General features: G+C 37.4%; 16 protein-coding genes, 1 other RNA gene, 2 pseudogenes and 1 riboswitch. Of the genes and pseudogenes, 16 read left to right on the top strand and 3 right to left on the bottom strand.

The annotated features are described in order from the left end of the window. The first annotated feature begins 145 nt into the window (after window positions 1–145). Window positions 146–241: riboswitch (glycine riboswitch) on the top strand. A gap of 285 nt (window positions 242–526) precedes the next feature. The 3 genes from gcvT to gcvPB are packed head-to-tail and all read left to right on the top strand — an operon-like array spanning window position 527 to window position 4454. Further along, window positions 527–1633 (top strand): glycine cleavage system aminomethyltransferase GcvT, encoded by a 1107-nt coding sequence (gcvT, locus tag U9M49_RS08190; protein WP_322909594.1) that lies wholly within the window; start codon window positions 527–529, stop codon window positions 1631–1633. 21 nt (window positions 1634–1654) lie between these two features. Then, window positions 1655–3001 (top strand): aminomethyl-transferring glycine dehydrogenase subunit GcvPA, encoded by a 1347-nt coding sequence (gcvPA, locus tag U9M49_RS08185; RefSeq protein WP_095372594.1) that lies wholly within the window; start codon window positions 1655–1657, stop codon window positions 2999–3001. Then, a complete protein-coding gene (gene gcvPB / locus U9M49_RS08180) occupies window positions 2994–4454 on the top strand; it encodes an aminomethyl-transferring glycine dehydrogenase subunit GcvPB (RefSeq protein WP_095372595.1) in 1461 nt (486 codons plus the stop codon). The genes gcvPA and gcvPB overlap by 8 nt, the downstream gene beginning before the upstream one ends. A 297-nt stretch (window positions 4455–4751) precedes the next feature. Here gcvPB and U9M49_RS08175 read toward each other — a convergent pair whose 3' ends face one another. Continuing rightward, window positions 4752–5135, bottom strand: a complete 384-nt coding sequence (locus U9M49_RS08175) for a rhodanese-like domain-containing protein (protein ID WP_095372596.1) — start codon at window positions 5133–5135, stop codon at window positions 4752–4754. A 312-nt stretch (window positions 5136–5447) separates the two neighbouring features. Here U9M49_RS08175 and U9M49_RS08170 point away from each other — a divergent pair, with 312 nt between their 5' ends. The 4 genes and pseudogenes from U9M49_RS08170 to U9M49_RS08155 all read left to right on the top strand — a co-directional run bounded on the left by U9M49_RS08170 (window position 5448) and on the right by U9M49_RS08155 (window position 11047). Continuing rightward, a complete protein-coding gene (locus U9M49_RS08170) occupies window positions 5448–6284 on the top strand; it encodes a lipoate--protein ligase family protein (RefSeq protein ID WP_095372597.1) in 837 nt (278 codons plus the stop codon). Window positions 6285–6639: 355 nt separating this feature from the next. Continuing rightward, window positions 6640–7458, top strand: a pseudogene (locus U9M49_RS08165) (ribonucleotide reductase N-terminal alpha domain-containing protein); the annotation flags it as partial. A gap of 322 nt (window positions 7459–7780) precedes the next feature. Further along, window positions 7781–9523 (top strand): annotated as a pseudogene (locus tag U9M49_RS08160) (vitamin B12-dependent ribonucleotide reductase); the annotation flags it as partial. Window positions 9524–10159: 636 nt separating this feature from the next. Beyond that, complete coding sequence (locus U9M49_RS08155; protein ID WP_095372599.1) at window positions 10160–11047, top strand: patatin-like phospholipase family protein; 888 nt, start codon at window positions 10160–10162, stop codon at window positions 11045–11047. Window positions 11048–11102: 55 nt separating this feature from the next. Here U9M49_RS08155 and U9M49_RS08150 read toward each other — a convergent pair whose 3' ends face one another. Then, window positions 11103–11492 (bottom strand): SA1362 family protein, encoded by a 390-nt coding sequence (locus tag U9M49_RS08150; protein ID WP_224936000.1) that lies wholly within the window; start codon window positions 11490–11492, stop codon window positions 11103–11105. A gap of 310 nt (window positions 11493–11802) precedes the next feature. Here U9M49_RS08150 and U9M49_RS08145 point away from each other — a divergent pair, with 310 nt between their 5' ends. From U9M49_RS08145 to ssrS, 5 genes are all read left to right on the top strand, one after another. Continuing rightward, a complete protein-coding gene (locus U9M49_RS08145) occupies window positions 11803–12315 on the top strand; it encodes a YqhR family membrane protein (protein WP_224936001.1) in 513 nt (170 codons plus the stop codon). A gap of 106 nt (window positions 12316–12421) precedes the next feature. Continuing rightward, window positions 12422–12850, top strand: coding sequence for a type II 3-dehydroquinate dehydratase (aroQ, locus tag U9M49_RS08140; RefSeq protein ID WP_095372600.1), 429 nt, complete (start codon window positions 12422–12424; stop codon window positions 12848–12850). A 17-nt stretch (window positions 12851–12867) separates the two neighbouring features. After that, complete coding sequence (locus U9M49_RS08135) at window positions 12868–13929, top strand: M24 family metallopeptidase (RefSeq protein WP_095372601.1); 1062 nt, start codon at window positions 12868–12870, stop codon at window positions 13927–13929. 28 nt (window positions 13930–13957) lie between these two features. Continuing rightward, entirely contained in the window at window positions 13958–14515 is a 558-nt protein-coding gene (gene efp, locus U9M49_RS08130) for an elongation factor P (RefSeq protein WP_095372602.1), read from the top strand. A 53-nt stretch (window positions 14516–14568) separates the two neighbouring features. Further along, window positions 14569–14750: non-coding RNA, 6S RNA (ssrS, locus tag U9M49_RS08125), on the top strand. 229 nt (window positions 14751–14979) lie between these two features. Here the strand turns inward: ssrS and U9M49_RS08120 are convergent. Continuing rightward, window positions 14980–16329: an alkaline phosphatase gene (locus U9M49_RS08120; protein ID WP_233435222.1), complete on the bottom strand. Its 1350-nt coding sequence runs from the start codon at window positions 16327–16329 to the stop codon at window positions 14980–14982. Window positions 16330–16487: 158 nt separating this feature from the next. Here U9M49_RS08120 and spoIIIAA point away from each other — a divergent pair, with 158 nt between their 5' ends. From spoIIIAA to spoIIIAD, 4 genes are read left to right on the top strand one after another with little or no spacing between them, the layout of a single operon-like run. Then, entirely contained in the window at window positions 16488–17411 is a 924-nt protein-coding gene (gene spoIIIAA, locus U9M49_RS08115) for a stage III sporulation protein AA (RefSeq protein ID WP_307312928.1), read from the top strand. After that, a complete protein-coding gene (spoIIIAB, locus tag U9M49_RS08110; protein WP_307312930.1) occupies window positions 17408–17923 on the top strand; it encodes a stage III sporulation protein SpoIIIAB in 516 nt (171 codons plus the stop codon). Before spoIIIAA ends, spoIIIAB begins: the two co-directional genes overlap by 4 nt. 38 nt (window positions 17924–17961) lie before the next feature. Continuing rightward, on the top strand, window positions 17962–18165 hold the full coding sequence (gene spoIIIAC, locus U9M49_RS08105; protein WP_095372604.1) for a stage III sporulation protein AC: 204 nt from the start codon (window positions 17962–17964) through the stop codon (window positions 18163–18165). A 17-nt stretch (window positions 18166–18182) separates the two neighbouring features. Then, complete coding sequence (spoIIIAD, locus tag U9M49_RS08100; protein WP_095372605.1) at window positions 18183–18572, top strand: stage III sporulation protein AD; 390 nt, start codon at window positions 18183–18185, stop codon at window positions 18570–18572. The last annotated feature ends 78 nt before the right edge of the window (window positions 18573–18650 follow it).

Genomic DNA, 18650 nt, shown 5'->3' with positions numbered 1-18650 from the left:
TAGGATGGTAGGATGTAAGTAGCTTTGAAAGTTGTGAATTTTCAACGCTAAATCTGCAAATACGTACAATACGTCTTTGTAAGCTTCGACTCTCTAAAGCAGTTAATTATAGTATGTGCAAAAATGGAAAAAATTATAAACGCGAATGATAGCAAGGGGAGAGACTGCAGTGCTGCAGCGCCGAAGGAGCAAACAATCATCGTATTGTGAATCTCTCAGGCAAAAGAACACTTGCTTGACGCAACTCTGGAGAGAGCTCAAGGTAATAAGCGAGCCACCAAAGGGGAAAGGCTGCAATATCGCCGTAAACTCTCAGGTGAAAGGACAGAGAATCTGCTCAAATGATCGGTTTTGAGGAGATTCTCTGTCCTTTTTGTGTGCTTTAGAACACTTAGCTTCTTTAATGGGTTAAAGTGGAGAGCGTGTAGCTTTCGTCGTAGCATTTGGCGAGAAGCCAAGTACTTCTAGGGCTAGTATGCAAATATTCATCTTAGAAAAAAACAGAAATATAAAGGAGGATGAGTGAATGTCACAGTTGAAGAAAACACCACTACATGACATTTATCAACAGTATGGTGGAAAAACGATTGATTTTGGTGGATGGGCTCTACCTGTTCAATTTTCTAGTATTAAAGAAGAACATGAAGCAGTACGTACAAAAGCGGGTCTGTTTGATGTATCACATATGGGAGAAATTGAGGTTAAAGGTCAAGATAGTTTACGTTATCTTCAGAAAATGATGACAAATGACGTCGCAAAACTAAAAACGTTTGGTGCACAATATACAGCAATGTGTTATGAAAATGGTGGAACTGTGGATGATTTGCTTATTTATAAAATGACTGAAGATGAATATCTCTTAGTCGTAAACGCAGCTAATATCGAAAAAGATTATCAATGGTTACAAAGTCATTTAGAAGGAAATGTTGAACTTAAAAACCTTTCAGAGGATATGTCACAATTGGCCTTGCAAGGTCCTATGGCTGAGCTTGTTTTACAGAAGATTACAGATGTTGATTTAAGTGAAATCGGATTTTTTAAATTTAACCAAACAGTAAATATTAATGGCAAAAATGCATTAGTATCGAGAACTGGCTATACCGGAGAAGATGGATTTGAAATTTATTGTCAAAATGAGGATGCAGTCTTTTTATGGCAGTCGATTTTAGAAGCAGGAAAAGAAGATGGAGTTCTTCCTTGTGGTCTAGGTGCCCGAGATACCCTTCGCTTCGAAGCAAATTTAGCTTTATATGGTCAAGAGTTGTCTGCTGAAATTTCGCCGCTTGAAGCAGGTATTGGCTTTGCCGTAAAAGTGAACAAAGAAGAAGATTTTATTGGAAAAGTGGCATTAAAATCACAAAAAGAAAATGGGTTAAGTAGAAAAATTGTTGGGATTGAAATGATTGAACGTGGGATTCCTCGTCATGGTTATGCAGTTTATGCTGACGACCAACTGATTGGTGAAGTTACTACAGGTACACAATCTCCTACTTTAAAGAAAAATATCGGCTTAGCACTTCTGGACAATCAATACACAGCGCTAGATTCTGAAGTGGAAGTTGAAATTCGTAATAAGCGTGTCCGTGCCAAAGTAATTGTAACACCGTTTTATAAAAAAGAGAAAAAGAACTAACTTATCAGGGGGAGAGAAGCGATGAAACACCGTTATTTACCGATGACTGATTCTGATCAAAAAGAAATGCTTGAAGCAATCGGAGTCAAAACAATTGATGATTTATTTAGTGATATTCCTGAAAGCGTTCGTTTTAAAAGGGAATATAATATTAAACCAGCTAAAACGGAATCTGCTTTAATGAAAGAATTGATGCTTCTATCACAAAAAAATGCAGATTTAAAAACAAATACTTCATTTTTAGGTGCAGGTGTTTACGATCACTATATGCCAGTTATTGTTGATCACGTGTTATCGCGTTCAGAGTTCTATACCGCTTATACACCATATCAACCGGAAATTTCCCAAGGTGAGTTGCAAGCGATTTTTGAATTTCAGACAATGATATCTGAACTAACAGGAATGGATGTAGCAAACTCATCTATGTATGATGGTGGGACGGCACTTGCGGAAGCTGCTATGTTAGCAACTGGGCATACAAAGCGTAAAAAAGTATTGATTTCAAGTACAGTACACCCTGAATCAAAAGCTGTAATTCAGACTTATGCAAAAGGCCAATACATCGATGTAGTTGAAATCCCACACAAAGATGGATTAACAGATATGAGCGCACTAAAAGAAATGATTGGTGATGACATTGCCGCAGTAGTCGTGCAATACCCTAACTTTTTTGGAAGAGTCGAGCCACTCGCTGAATTAGAAGAAATTATCCATGCTCATAAATCTTTATTTGTTGTATCAAGTAACCCACTATCTTTAGGAGCGTTAACACCTCCAGGAAAATTTGGTGCAGATATCGTTGCTGGCGATGCGCAAGTTTTTGGTATTCCAACAGCTTTTGGCGGTCCTCACTGTGGTTACTTTGCCGTGACAAAGAAACTCATGAGGAAAGTACCTGGACGTTTAGTGGGGCAAACGGTTGATGAGAACGGACAACGTGGATTTGTACTCACACTTCAAGCAAGAGAGCAACATATCCGTAGGGATAAAGCTACATCTAACATATGTTCTAACCAAGCTTTAAATGCACTAGCCGCATCTGTTGCTATGACAGCCTTAGGTAGAAACGGTGTTAAACAAATGGCGATAGATAATATTCAAAAGGCGCATTATGCGAAAGAACAATTTAGAAGTGCAGGCTTTGATATTACTTTTGATGGCGGTTCATTCAACGAGTTTATTATTAAGTGTAATCGTCCAGTTCGTGAGGTAAATCAAGCATTACTGAAAAAGAATATTATTGGTGGTTATGATTTAGGCAGAGATTATAGTGAATTGGCTCATCATATGCTTATTGCTGTAACAGAACTAAGAACAAAAGACGAAATTGATACATTTGTGGCAGAAATGGGGGATTACCGTGCATAACGAAAACCAGGCGCTCATTTTTGAGCTAAGTAAACCAGGGAGAATCGGCTATAGCCTTCCCGAGATGGATATCCCAGAAGTAGAATTATCTGATTTGCTCCCAGCTGAATATATCCGTCAAGAGGACGCGGATTTACCTGAAGTATCTGAACTTGATATTATGCGTCATTATACAGCTTTATCTAAGCGTAACCACGGAGTAGATTCTGGTTTTTACCCGCTTGGGTCTTGTACGATGAAATATAATCCTAAAGTAAATGAGAATGTAGCACGCTATAACGGCTTTGCTCATTTACACCCATTACAGGACGAAAGCTCTGTTCAAGGTGCAATGGAGTTGTTATATGATTTACAAGAGCATTTAATTGAGATCACAGGAATGGACGAAGTCACTCTACAACCGGCAGCAGGTGCCCATGGGGAATGGACTGGGTTGATGATGATTCGTGCCTATCATGAAGCAAACGGTGATTTTAACCGTACAAAAGTTATTGTTCCAGATTCAGCTCACGGTACAAACCCTGCCTCGGCAACTGTGGCGGGCTTCGAAACCTTAACAGTTAAGTCTAATGATCAAGGCTTAGTAGATTTAGAAGATTTGAGGAGAGTGGTGGGAGATGATACAGCTGCTCTTATGCTAACAAACCCTAATACGTTAGGTTTGTTTGAAGAAAATATTCTAGAAATGGCAGAAATAGTTCATGGAGCAGGCGGGAAACTGTATTATGATGGAGCCAACTTAAATGCCGTTTTATCTAAAGCAAGACCGGGAGATATGGGATTTGACGTTGTTCATTTGAATTTGCATAAAACATTTACTGGTCCCCATGGCGGAGGAGGACCCGGTTCAGGTCCTGTTGGGGTAAAAGAAGACTTAATTCCTTATTTGCCTAAACCAATCTTAGTGAAAACAGAAGAAGGTTATACATTTAATTATGACCGTCCACAGTCAATTGGAAGAGTCAAGCCTTATTACGGTAACTTCGGTATCAATGTCCGTGCCTATACGTATATTCGTTCTATGGGTCCAGATGGTTTGAAAGCTGTTACTGAAAATGCAGTACTTAATGCCAATTATATGATGCGTAAGCTAGCGCCAGCATTCGATCTACCATATGATAAACATTGTAAACATGAGTTTGTACTAAGTGGAAAACGCCAGAAAAAATTAGGTGTACGCACGCTTGATATCGCGAAGCGTTTGCTTGATTTCGGTTATCATCCACCGACTATTTACTTCCCGTTAAATGTTGAAGAGTGTATGATGATCGAACCAACAGAGACTGAATCTAAAGAAACACTCGACAGCTTTATTGATGCCATGCTCCAGATTGCCAAGGAAGCTGAGGAAAACCCTGAGGTCGTCCAAGAAGCGCCTCACACGACAGTAATTGGCCGTTTAGACGAGACGCTAGCAGCAAGAAAGCCAGTATTACGTTATCAAAAGGACTAATATAAAACGCCCTCTTACAAATATGTACGAGGTCTAAATAAAACGTGAACAAATTCATTTATGTGTATTTGTTCGCGTTTTTTTATCGCAAAAATCACTCCTAATAGGAGTTTATAATTGTAGATTAAGAACGGAACTTATTCTTCTAAATAAAATAAAAAAGATAAGTATATTGGGACTCTTTACGTAGGATATAGATGGTCTAATGAGGTTTGTAATCTGGTAGTTTAGAGGGAATAGAGGGATCATGAAGAATGAGAATAAACCACCCGTTTTAAGGCGGGTGGTAGGAGAGATCTATTTTTTAGATTTAATTTTCCCGCCCCATTTTTTGAAGCCGCCTTGTAAATGAGAAAGATTTTTGTATCCCTTCCGATACAATAGCTGAGCCGCTCTACCGCTTCTCATTCCGCTCTGGCAGTATAAATAAACAGGCTTATCTTGACGAAGTTCAACAAGTCTTGTTTTTAACTGAGATAAGGGAATATTTCTGGCACCTAAAATATGGCCACCTTCATATTCATTTGGTTCTCGGACATCAATCAATTGCGCTTTACGATATCCTTCTCTGAATTCTTGTTCTGATAATGTTTTTACAATTCTCTTTTGATACAACCTTGTGATTACTGTGTAAACAATAATAGCACCGATTATAATTAATAAAAAATATAGAGTAGACAATTAATATTTGCTCCTTTCAAACATTGCTTACGCCAAGATATATTATATAAGTTTTTCATAGGTTTAGTAAAGGACAAGAACGAGAAAATTGTAATGAAAACTTAATGAAGCCCGCTTTTTTTGCACATTTAGTAAAGGTGAAAAATCTTTCCATTAAGCGCTCATCTTTTTAATGCTTCATCAGTTGTAAGGACAAATCATTTTTTTAGACTATATGGAAAGAAGAATGTATGGCTTTTTTTTCTGGTCGAATTTTGATAGACTAAAATACGCTTAAACGTTTACTAAAAATAGATGTAAAAGAGGGTTATTATGGGGAAGGAAGTATGGCGATTTATCCATTCAGGTATGGGTTCTCCATCATTTAATATGGCTTTAGATGAAGCTTTATTAGATTGGAATAGCGAAGGGAAAATGCCACCAGTGATTCGTTTCTATGGTTGGAACCCAGCCACACTATCTATCGGGTATTTTCAAAAAGTTGATAAGGAAATTAAGCTTGAAGCTGTAAAGGAAAATGGATTAGGTTTTGTTCGTAGGCCTACAGGTGGTCGTGGGGTTCTGCATGAACATGAGCTGACTTATAGTGTAATTGTTCCTGAAGAACATCCACAAATGCCGAAAACAGTGACTGAGGCTTATCGTGTGATTTCAGAAGGGGTATTACGAGGTTTCCAACAACTAGGCTTAGAAGCATACTTTGCTGTACCTCGTTCAAAGGAAGAAAAAGAAATGCTAAAGAATCCTCGTTCATCCGTTTGTTTTGATGCACCAAGCTGGTATGAATTAGTTGTAGAAGGTCGTAAAGTAGCAGGTAGTGCCCAAACACGGCAAAAAGGTGTGATTCTACAACATGGATCCATTCTACTTGATTTAGATGAGGATAAATTATTTAGTCTGTTTAAATATTCTAACGATCGCGTGAAAGAAAGAATGCAAAGAGCATTTAGTAGTAAAGCGGTAGCGATAAATGAACTGACGGATCGAAAAATTACATATGAAGATGCAGTAGTGGCTTTTAAAAAGGGATTTGAAGAAGGACTTGACATCATTTTAGAACCATATGAGCTTAATGCAGAAGAAATAACTTATGTTGAAAAGCTAGCAAAAGAAAGATATGAAAATGATGAATGGACATTTAAACGATAATAAATTTTTTTCGACTCGCTCTTTTATTTTTAAAAGAGTAGAGTCGAATTGTTTTGTCTACTAGATTTGTGAGAAACGATTTAAAGTGCAAGTCGTAAAATTGGTGAAAATCATTTATTTTATTAACTTAAATAAATAATTGCTCTTGTTTTCGAGTGTTTATCCTCTTTCTTGCATTTGACAAAATAAAAATAACACAATATATAGTGTTATATTTTATAAAGTAGGTACTATATATTGATTATCTAGGTTTATTTATGATAACGTAAGGGTATTCTCTAAAAACAATATAAAAGCATAAAACGATGTAAACATAAAGAGAAGTAAATTTTTAATGATTGAAGGAGTTGTCGTAATGTCTGTTGCTGTAGGACAAGAATTAAAGTTAAATGTTGAGAGGTTAAATGAGGACATCCGCTTATTTCCACAAGTGCATCCTATTACTCCAGAGATGAAATTAACCCATAAAGGTGTTTCCCGCCTAGTTATGCTTGATAGATATACATTTAAAGATACAGAAAAAGTAACGTTATCTGAAGGTGACTTTGTTGTTCTAACGATTAAGGAGGATCCGAAGTTTCCTGCGCGAGGTTTAGGCTACATTGTAGAGATTGATTGGGAAAATAAAAAAGCAGTTGTACAAGTTGAACAAGATTATCGCGGTGTACTCGATACACAAGAAGAGATAGAAACGGGAATCATTGTACGTTCTTTAGACGTTATAGAGAAGCCGTTAGAAGTATTTTATGAGCAAATTGCTAAGCGCAATGCCACAGGGTTAGCTTCGGTTGAAAAGACTGAAGAAAAACAGAAAGAATGGTTTGAAAAGTTTTATCAGGAATTAGCTGATTTGAACTTTATTCCAGCTGGTCGTGTTTTGTATGGTGCCGGTGCTGATACTGAGGTTACATACTTTAATTGCTATGTAATGCCGTTTGTACAAGATTCTCGTGAAGGTATCTCTGAGCATCGTAAACAAGTCATGGAAATCATGTCTAGAGGTGGCGGTGTTGGAACGAATGGTTCGACATTAAGACCGCGTAATACACTAGCGAAAGGAGTGAATGGGAAATCTTCCGGTTCTGTTTCTTGGTTAGATGATATTGCGAAGTTAACACATCTCGTTGAACAAGGTGGTTCAAGAAGAGGTGCGCAGATGATAATGTTAGCGGATTAATTGATGCTGTAGTCCGCGTCATTCAAACCAATGAATGACTAGAAAATCGGGTGAATTGCGGGGATATCCTGTTAAAGGCAAAACTGCTACAACGTGACTGGCAACGGTGAGCGTGAACGCTATAAAAAATGTTTTGCATGGGACAATCCGCAGCCAAGCGCCACTGGGCATAGGTAGTGGTGAAGGTTCAACGACTAGAGAGTGAGCCCCAACAATAAACTCTCAAATAGCGCCCGGCCCCTATACATAAGGGTGATGATATAGTCTAGTCCGACTGCTAAGAGCAGTGTAAATATCCTGAAAGGGACGGTAGTTAACGTGGCATCCTGATATTATTGAATTTATTATTTCTAAAATGCAAAATCCAAGAATTCTTCGTTTCTTACTTGAAAATACGGAAGATGAGACAATTAAACGTTACGCTAAGGAAAAACTCAAGTTCACTCCATTTACAGAGCAAGAGATTGCCATGTATCAAGGAATAATCAATTATAAAACCATTCCAGGTTTAGGTGGATTTAATGAGAAAATCATTAAAGATGCAGAAGAAAAACTATTAATAGGCGGAACATATGCTGTTCATAATTCTGAATTCCTTACTGGAGCAAATATTTCAGTTTGTTTAACGAAGGAGTTTATGGAAGCAGTTGAAAATGATGGTGAATATGAACTTCGTTTCCCAGATGTAGAGAGTTACGATCGTGAGCAGATGGACAACTACAATAAGCAATGGCATGAAGTTGGCGATGTGCGTGAATGGGAAAAGTTAGGTCACGGTGTTCGTGTATATCGTAAAATTAAGGCAAAAGAGCTTTGGAACTTGATAAATATTTGTGCAACTTATTCAGCTGAACCAGGTATCTTCTTCATTGATAACGCCAATGATATGACCAATGCAAAAAGCTATGGCCAAAAGGTAGTAGCAACAAACCCTTGTGGCGAACAGCCATTAGCTCCTTACAGTGTTTGTAATCTAGCAGCAGTGAACCTAGCTGAAATGGCTGACAAGGAAAATAAGACAGTTGATTTCGCAAAGCTGGCAAAAACTGTTGAGATTGGCGTACGTATGCAAGATAATGTCATCGATGCTACACCTTATTTCCTTGAAGATAATAAAAAACAAGCTTTGGGTGAACGTCGAGTTGGCTTAGGTGTCATGGGTCTGCATGATTTATTAATTTATTGTGAAACAGAGTATGGCTCAGAAGAAGGTAATGTATTAATTGACCAAGTGTTTGAAACGATTGCTACAACGGCTTATCGTGCGTCAGTAGAAATCGCTAAAGAAAAAGGTAGCTTCCCATTCTTAAACGGAGAAACAACGGAGGAAACGAACCGTTTAAGAAAAGCCTTTATCGAAACAGGTTATATGGAAAAGATGCCGGCTGATATCAAACAGGCAATTCTAGAAACGGGGATTCGGAATTCTCATTTATTAACAGTTGCTCCTACAGGTTCAACAGGGACAATGGTTGGTGTTTCTACTGGATTAGAACCATATTTCTCATTCTCTTATTTTAGAAGTGGTCGACTTGGTAAATTCATTGAAGTAAAAGCAGACATTGTTCAAGAATATTTAGATCGTCACCCAGAGGCGGATCCTGAAAACTTACCAAACTGGTTTATTGCTGCAATGGACTTAGCTCCTGAAGCGCATGCTGACGTGCAATGTGTGATTCAACGTTGGATTGATAGTTCTATTAGTAAAACAGTGAATGCTCCTAAAGGTTATAGTGTAGAACAAGTGCAAAAGGTGTATGAGCGTTTATATAAAGGTGGAGCAAAAGGCGGCACTGTATACGTGGATGGCTCAAGAGACTCTCAAGTATTAACTTTAAAAGCCGAAGAAAATTCTTTTGAAGAAGAAACCTTAGAGAAGAAATCATCCAATAAACAGCATGTTGTCCTTGTAGATACAATTAATGACTTACGTTCAACTGATGTCACTATTGGATCTGAAGTTGGTAATACTTGCCCTGTCTGCCGTCAAGGGAAAGTGGAAGAAATCGGTGGCTGTAATACATGTACCAATTGTAATGCACAATTAAAATGTGGGTTATAAGTAGCAAGACTGGAAGGAAAGTGAGCTTAGCTCACTAAATAAAAATACAAGCATGAGCAAATTATCTAGCGAATTTGTTCATGCTTTTTTTCTGTCTGTATAATCAAGAAAAGTAGCTAGAAGGTTCTAGTTGGAGGTTGTTAAGTGCATTCGACATAAGATAGTTTGCTTGTACATATTTAGTTAAAAATGGAAAGATAATTTTTGGCAAGGTGTGTGCGTATGACTTTGTAGGAATTCGTTAAAATTGCTGAGCAAAGGGGTATTGCTCGTACATCAAAAGTGAAATCGCCAAAGATAGCAGAACAAAAGAGTTTCATCGGCCCTCATCATAAAACGTGGGATAAAAAAGAATGCCAGCACCACCAGAAATTCTAATCATCCACATGAAAACTCCCCTTAACTCTTCTTAGGGACTTAACAATCAATTTCACTGTCACCATTATTAGCTTCATAATTGTTCTGGAAGAGTAGAGTTTAATAGGGGATTTACCGAGTTCTTTTATAACAAATGCCAGTTTTGTGATTTTCGCAAAAATCGGACTATTGCCAAGCTCAAGTGATTACAAATGTATTATAATGCTTTTTTCTTTTTGCAAAAGGATGTATGCAAATTAGAATGGGGTGATTGTATACATGGAAATCGATGGTGTATTTTCAGGAGGGGGCATTAAAGGGTTCGCTCTAATTGGTGCTCTTGCGGAAATTGAAAAGCAAGGTTTCCAATTCAAACGTGTTGCTGGAACGAGTGCCGGGTCAATTATATCTGCTTTAATTATTGCAGGCTATTCAAGTGATGAGATAGAAAGAATGATGGACGATTTAGATTTAAAAGTGTTTTTAGATAGTAGAAAATCACTTATTCCTATTGCTGTAGCAAAATGGATATTTTTATTTTGGAGTTTGGGATTATATAAGGGAAATGAATTAGAAAAGTGGATAGAAGCTCGATTAGCAGCAAGGGGGATTCGGACATTTGCAGACGTTCCCCCGCTTTCTCTACGCATTATTGCATCAGATTTGACGAATGGGAGATTACTCGTGCTGCCAGATGACTTACCGAAATACCAAATTGACCCAAATCGTTTTTCCGTAGCTAAGGCAGTGAGGATGAGTTGTAGTATGCCTTATTTTTTTGAACCTGTGAAAATCGGTGGCCGTGGCAAGCGTAATAATCTCATTGTGGACGGTGGTGTATTAAGTAACTTCCCAATGTGGTTGTTTGATAAAGATAATGTAAAGAAAACGAGACCGGTTCTCGGAGTGAAATTGAGTATTAATAATAATGAACAGCCACCGAGAAGAATCAAAAATGCAATTCAAATGTTTGAAGCATTATTTGAAACAATGAAGGATGCTCATGATTCCCGTTATATTTCGAGAAGTCATGAACAGAATGTTATTTTTGTTCCTACAGAAGGAGTATTAGCGACAGAGTTTGAGTTAACTGAAGAAGGGAAGAGAGATCTACTGAAACTTGGGAGGGAAAGAGCGAAGGAATTTCTTGCCACATGGACTTATTGAGAATAAGCCTAAAATGTCTCTAATCACGCAATCTGACATGAAAAAATCGGACCTCTTATAAAGAAGCCCGATTTTTCTTTTTGCCTTTTTTTCCTTCAATGACTGTTAGATGTACAGAGGTATTTCTTTTTGATTTTTTTATAGAAGTTAAAGTGACTGGCTTACTTCTTCGGTTTGAAGAAGTTTGATTCTCTTTATTTTTAAAACGTTTTTTTGATTTTTTAGCGGCTTGCGCAAATGCTTTTCGCTCACTCTTATTGGGACTTGATGACCCGCTAAGTTTCTGGACGACAAAATAGATGACGACCCCAACAAGCGCCATAATGGCTATACCTCGAAATAATCCGGCTGGGTCTTTAATTAATTGAGAACCAAGCCCAATCATTGCAAGTAAAATAAGTGCGCCAAAAATATATAAGGATTTCCGATTCTTCAAGAAAGCCACCTCCCTATGAGCATGATGAGCATATTTGTAAGCTTTTAAACTTCGAAAGAGTAAAAAACCAATTTATCGTACCCTTTTAAAGTTATCTTACCCAATATTTGAGATTTCAAGCAGTACTTATATAAGAAAAATATTATCTTAGACTATCTTGTACAATCAATAAGATTTTATATATAAATTTCTCTATTTTCACTGTGAAACCCTCTACAAATAGATAAAAAACAAGAAAAAAATACGGATTTTAACAATTTTATGAAAGATGCAATGGTTTCTACCTGCATTGGACATAATAAGCACGGAGGTGAATCATATGAGTGATAAACATGAATTAGAACAAAACGAACGGGAACAACCATTATCAATGACATCTTTAACTTTTATCACTGGATTTGTCGGAGGTGTTTTTTGGAGTACGATTGGTTACATCGCTTATGTCCTTAATTTAACAGAAGTAGGACCAAGAGTCATTTTAGAACCATGGACAATAGGTGATTGGAAGGATGGTTGGCTTGGAACAGTGATTTCGATTATTTTAATTGGAGCTGTTTCAGTTGTAGCCGCTTATATTTATTATTGGACAATGAGAAGGTTCAAGAAAATGTGGTTTGGTGCCCTTTATGGACTTGTTTTATTTGCCCTTGTTTTTTTTGTCCTAAATCCGATGTTTCCTAATATTGCCCCTGTAGGAGATTTGAAAATAAATACAATTATAACATCTGTTTGCTTATATTTATTGTATGGTGTATTTGTTGGTTATTCCATTTCATATGAAAATGAAGAACAACAAAAGATGAAAGAAGCACAAGAAACGGAAGAAGCTTAAATTGTTAGAAGATTGATTGCTTTTATTTGCTTTATTATAGTGAGTGTTCTCTATTTTGTGATAAAATAGCCATATTGAATATTTCAGTATTCGTAGGAGTGGCGCCATGAAAAAAATATTGCTCATCAATGGACCGAATTTGAATCTTCTAGGCCAACGTGAACCAGGGATTTACGGTTCGGACACATTAGAGTCGCTTGAACATAATTTAAAACAAATAGCAGAACAAAGAAATGTTGCGCTTACTTGTATGCAATCTAATCACGAAGGTGTAATCATTGATCAAATCCATCTGGCGAATAGGAAATATGAAGGTATTATATTTAATCCAGGAGCATTTACTCACTATAGTATTGCTATTCGTGATGCCATTGCAGCCATTGATGTCCCTGTTATTGAAGTACATATTTCCAATGTGCATAAAAGAGAATCATTCAGACATCATTCCGTCATGGCAGCAGTAACAAAGGGGCAAATTGTTGGTTTAGGAATGAAAGGCTATGAGCTTGCTTTATTTGCATTAACAGATGAATAAGAGGGAGAGTAGAAGTTATGACAAAGATAGATAAAATAAGAAATAGTTTTGATCGAGTAGGTATTGATGCTATTTTGATTACGAGTGCTTATAACAGACGTTATGTTTCTCATTTTACAGGGTCTGCCGGTGCTGTTTTAATTAGCAAAAAAGATGCATTGTTCATTACCGATTTTCGTTATACTGAGCAAGCTAGCAAGCAATGTACTGGATATACGGTTGTGCAACATAAAGGAACTATACCTGAAGAAGTGGCATCAATTGTAAAGCAATTAGGTATTAAGAAATTGGGATTTGAAAAAGATTATGTTACATATGCTTCTTACCAAACTTTTAATGAAACAATTGATGCTGAATTAATTCCTGTATCAGGCGAAATTGAAAAGTTACGCTTGATAAAGGATGAATCAGAGATTAAGATATTAAAGGGAGCCGCGAAAATAGCGGATAGCGCTTTTTCTCATATTCTTAACTTTATTCAACCTGGTAAAACAGAAATAGAAGTCGCAAATGAATTAGAATTTTTTATGAGAAAAGAAGGAGCAACTTCATCTTCGTTTGATATGATTGTTGCTTCAGGTGTTCGTGGTGCATTACCTCACGGTGTAGCGAGTGATAAAGTCATCGAAAAAGGTGAGCTTGTTACAATTGACTTTGGTGCGTTATATAATGGATACGTTTCCGATATAACAAGAACCGTTGCCATCGGTCAACCAAGTGATAAGATGAAAGAAGTATATGATATTGTTTTAGAAGCACAGTTACGCGGTATGAAAGGGATTAAAGCTGGAATTACTGGGAAGCAAGCTGACGCTTTAACGAGAGACTATATTTCAGAAAAAGGCTATGGTGAATATTTTGGTCATTCTACCGGTCACGGTATTGGCTTAGAAGTCCATGAAGGACCAGGACTCTCTTTTAAATCTGACATCGTATTAGAACCAGGAATGGTTGTTACTTGTGAACCGGGTATATATTTACCAGGCATCGGTGGCGTTAGAATTGAAGATGATACGATTGTAACTAAAGAGGGTAACGAAAACCTTAATACATCAACAAAAGAATTAGTTATTCTTTAATGAGTGAATAGTAGGAGGAACTTTTTGCATGATTTCAGTAAATGATTTTAAAACAGGTTTAACCATTGAAGTAGATAATGGGATTTGGCGTGTAATGGATTTCCAACACGTGAAACCAGGTAAAGGTGCGGCGTTTGTTCGTTCAAAATTACGTAATCTACGTACAGGAGCTATTCAAGAAAAAACTTTCCGTGCGGGTGAAAAAGTAGCTAAAGCACAAATTGATAATCGTAAAATGCAATATTTATATGCTAATGGTGATCAACACGTCTTTATGGATACAGAATCTTATGATCAAATTGAATTAAGTGCTTCAGCAATTGAATATGAATTGAAGTTCTTAAAAGAAAATATGGAAGTTTCCATTATGTTATATCAAAGTGAAACATTAGGTGTTGAATTGCCAAATACGGTAGTACTTGAAGTAACTGAAACAGAACCTGGCATCAAAGGTGATACGGCCTCTGGTGGTACAAAACCAGCCATTTTAGAAACAGGCTTAAGTGTGCAAGTACCTTTCTTTGTGAACCAAGGCGATCAGCTTATTATTAACACAACAGATGCTTCTTACGTATCTCGTGCTTAATTTTTGCGTTTGATGACTTGTTATTTTCGTGATCTTATAGTAATATAATAATCAACTTGCTGCGTTGTTCGTTTGTATATGAAGTTTCAACCTTTACGTTAATTTAGGGAGCTTAAGATCATAATTGAAATAACATGCCTACATTGTTTAGGACGTTAGGAAGATTATTGCAAGCACCCACCTGGTGGAGCAGGTATGAAACTCCATATAAATCGGCGGCAACAGCGGCTACTTGATTTACTAATGAAGACATTTGAGATGATTCTCAGATGTCTTTTTTACGTTTCAACCTTTAGAATGACTTCCAAAGAGAGGTTAAAGTAAGTCGAAGTTTACAATAAAATGAAGATAACAAGTAAGTCTTATAAACCCGATTGGTTTACTTTATAAAAGCATGAGTAAAATTTTTTACAACCATCTTAAAGATAAAGGTGGGAATTCCCCCACCTATTATACTTCCATCATTAATCCCATTGATAACCCAATAATTCCGCCATTTTTTTAGGAATATCCGTATTATCCAACATACCATGGAAATGTTCTGCACCTGCACCGTATGCAAATAACGGAACTGGATTGGCTGTATGGCCACCCGCACTGCTTATACTACGGATTTGGTGATTAACGATACCAGTATTATATCTTTCTGAGATAAAGCTACCAAGTTCCCATGCAGCTTTATTTTTTTTGTATACTTTTCCCCGAGCGTTCATTAATCTTGCATTGAGCTGTATACCTTCTTCCTCAGTTAAAACAATCCCAGTATATTTAACTAAATTGTCTACTATGTGAGAGGTAATGAATTTACCATCCTCTCCCATTTTCGTTTGTGCAAGCACATATTCTGGTGAAGCTTGAATTTTTTTTATCATCTTTCGCTTTAGTGGTTCGGTCGCAGAAATACCCATTGTTTCATGATCAGCAACAACAACTATCAAAGTATCTGAACGGTTATGAGCCCATTCGACGGCCGTTTTCACAGCCTCATCAAATTCTACTGTTTCTCTCCAAACACTTGCTATATCTGCTGAATGGGCTGCATGGTCAATTCTTGCCCCTTCCACCATTAAAAAGAAACCATTTCCATTATTAAGCTTTTGTAGTGCTGTTTTTGTCATTTCACTTAAGCTGGGTTCTGTGCCATCTGTATATTTGCGGTCTATTTTAAATGACAGATGATACGGAGCAAAAAGGCCCAGCAGTTTACCCTCTGTCTGATTGCTTAATAAATCATGTCTATTTCTGACAATGGTATAACCTAACTTCTTTGCTTTTTCTAACAGGGCAGGACCATAAAAAACTTCTCCCCCACCTAACATGACATCAGGGGCGAGTGTGAGTTGTTGCTTCGCAATATCCGCCTGATCTGCCCAACGATTAAGAACGCTTGCTGTGAAAGCGGCAGGTGTGGCATCCGTGATGGCATTGGTGGAGATGATACCAGTCTTTTTCTTTTGCTCTTTAAATAAATCGAGGATGCTTTTTACCTCCTTGCCATCTGGCGTGACTCCGATCATTTCATTATTGGTTTTGCTTCCTGTTGCGAGGGCAGTACCGGCAGCAGCAGAATCAGTTACGACTCGATTAGCAGAATAGGTTTGAACAAGGGCACTAAAGGGGAGGGAAGTCAGAAACAATTGCCCCTCTTTACCTCTTTCCAATTCGCGCGCTATCTCTAGTTGGCCCACCCCCATACCATCTCCAATCATATAGATAATGTTTGTAGGTTTGTTTCCTTCTGCCGTAACAGACGAAGTATTTATTAGTAGTAATAAAGAAAAACATAGAATAGATAAGTACTTTAATTTCCTCACACATTTCACATCCTCTTTAATAGATTGTCATGTGAATTATTGTCTCTCTTTTAATAATAATTATTTGTTATCTGGTCATACGTTAGATTCATCTTGCATACATTGAGAGTAGAAAAGAGCAAGTCCTATGGAGACAAAGGAAAGGGAGGACTTTCGAGGTGGAAACAATTCTAGCATTTTTACCACGTTCAATCTCACAACAGTTACGGCAATTACCAACTCGTCAGTTAGCAGAAATAGAGGAAATTAGGATTAGGACTCATCGCCCGATTGAAGTTGTTACACATGGTAACTATGTTTTGTTACCTTATCAAGCAACGGAAGAGGATGCGATTCATTTATTAGATAAGATGAGTCACTTCTCTATTTATACTTTGGAAGAAGAGTTACGTAGAGGTTATATCACGATAGAGGGCGGTCACCGGGTCGGACTAGCAGGTAAAGTTATTTTAGAAGGCGGACAAGTAAAAGTGATTAGAGATGTCGCTTCTTTTAACATTCGTATTGCTAAAGAAAAAATCGGGATTGCCGAAACTGTTGCTCATCATATTTATCAGAATGGTTGGATGCATACAGTTATTATCGGCCCTCCACAAACTGGAAAGACAACTTTGCTTAGAGATTTAGCGAGAATGGTCTCTAGTGAAAATAAATACACAACTGCTAAAAAAGTAGGCATCGTCGATGAAAGATCAGAAATAGCTGGAAGTATTCATGGTATACCACAAATGAGGTTTGGTCCGCGTGTTGATGTTTTAGATGCGTGCCCAAAAGCTGAAGGTATGATGATGATGATTCGCTCGATGAGCCCAGATGTCCTTGTGGTCGATGAATTGGGTAGCAAAGCAGATGTAGAAGCCGTATTAGAAGCAGTTAATGCCGGTATAAAGTTAATTACTACTACCCACGGCTTCTCGTATGAAGATATAAAAAAACGTCCGTTAATGGCGCCTTTACTTGAATTAGATATATTTGAACGTTTTGTTGAACTTAATAGACGTGCAGGACCGGGAAATATACAAGCTGTCAAAGACGGTAATGGTATGCGGTTATATAGGAAGCAAGAGGTATTAGGACCATGATTAAAATAGTGGGAGCAATACTTATCATCGTAGCAACTACTCTCGTAGGATTTGAGATATCAAAACGATTAAGTGAAAGGCCACGTCAACTAAGGCAGCTAAAGAGTGCCTTGCAATCATTAGAAGCGGAAATCATGTATGGCCACACTCCATTACATGAGGCATCACGACGCCTCGCTTCTCAATTAAGTCAACCAGTTTCGTTATTCTTTGCTGATTTCGCTTCTCGGCTAACAGAAACTGAAACGACAGTAATGAGGGCCTGGGAGAATAGCTTGAATCACATTTGGAAAAAAACGGCTCTGAAAAACAGTGAATTTGAAATCATGAAACAATTTGGAGAGACATTAGGGCGACATGATCGCATCTCCCAACAAAAGCAAATTTTGCTGACATTAGCCCATCTGGAACGTGAAGAAGTAGATGCGCATGAGAAACAGGCAAAATACGAAAGAATGGCGAAAAGCCTCGGGTTTTTATCAGGACTTCTGCTAATTATTTTATTAATGTAGAGAAAATTTCTCATGTTTGAGTGTAGGAGGAGAAAATAATGGGATTAGATGTCGAGATTATTTTTAAAATTGCCGGTGTTGGGATAGTCGTCGCTTTTTTACACACGATTCTTGACCAAGTGGGAAAGAAAGAATATGCCCAATGGGTCACTTTGTTTGGATTTATCTATATTTTATTTCTGGTTGCATCAGTGGTAGATAACCTCTTTCAAAAAATCAAATCAGTATTCTTATTTCAATAAGAAGGGAGAGGTATGCCATTGATATTCTTAAAATAGTAGGCATTGCTTTAATAGCTACATTCTTGGCACTAATTATCAAAGAACAAAAACCTAACTTTGCTTTTCTTTTAGTTGTTTTTGTTGGTTGTACGATTTTTTTATATCTTGTCGATCAGATATATATGATTATTCATATGATAGAGCGCATTGCTGTTAATGCCAATATTAATATGGTGTATTTGGAGACCATACTGAAAATAGTGGGTATTGCCTATATTGCAGAATTTGCCTCGCAAATTACGAAAGATGCTGGTCAAGGTGCAATTGCTGCAAAGATTGAGATGGCAGGGAAGATTTTTATCTTAGCAATGGCTATCCCGATATTAACGGTTTTGATTGAAACAATTATTCAAATGATCCCAAGTTAATCAGTGTAAAGAGAAAATGAAGGAGCCACCCATGCGGTGTGAATAGAAAATGACAACATCATAAGAGAGTAGCACCTT

The organism is Cytobacillus sp. OWB-43 (assembly GCF_034651445.1).
GTDB lineage: Bacteria > Bacillota > Bacilli > Bacillales > Cytobacillaceae > Cytobacillus > Cytobacillus kochii.
This window is presented reverse-complemented; position numbering and strand designations above follow the sequence as displayed.

Bases quoted from the DNA above. Each gene is read 5' to 3' on its own strand.
- efp (WP_095372602.1), top strand. From the start codon at position 13,958: ATGATTTCAGTAAATGATTTTAAAACAGGTTTAACCATTGAAGTAGAT.
- spoIIIAB (WP_307312930.1), top strand. From the start codon at position 17,408: ATGATTAAAATAGTGGGAGCAATACTTATCATCGTAGCAACTACTCTC.
- spoIIIAC (WP_095372604.1), top strand. From the start codon at position 17,962: ATGGGATTAGATGTCGAGATTATTTTTAAAATTGCCGGTGTTGGGATA.
- U9M49_RS08170 (WP_095372597.1), top strand. From the start codon at position 5,448: ATGGGGAAGGAAGTATGGCGATTTATCCATTCAGGTATGGGTTCTCCA.
- U9M49_RS08145 (WP_224936001.1), top strand. From the start codon at position 11,803: ATGAGTGATAAACATGAATTAGAACAAAACGAACGGGAACAACCATTA.
- gcvT (WP_322909594.1), top strand. From the start codon at position 527: ATGTCACAGTTGAAGAAAACACCACTACATGACATTTATCAACAGTAT.
- U9M49_RS08155 (WP_095372599.1), top strand. From the start codon at position 10,160: ATGGAAATCGATGGTGTATTTTCAGGAGGGGGCATTAAAGGGTTCGCT.
- aroQ (WP_095372600.1), top strand. From the start codon at position 12,422: ATGAAAAAAATATTGCTCATCAATGGACCGAATTTGAATCTTCTAGGC.
- U9M49_RS08135 (WP_095372601.1), top strand. From the start codon at position 12,868: ATGACAAAGATAGATAAAATAAGAAATAGTTTTGATCGAGTAGGTATT.
- gcvPA (WP_095372594.1), top strand. From the start codon at position 1,655: ATGAAACACCGTTATTTACCGATGACTGATTCTGATCAAAAAGAAATG.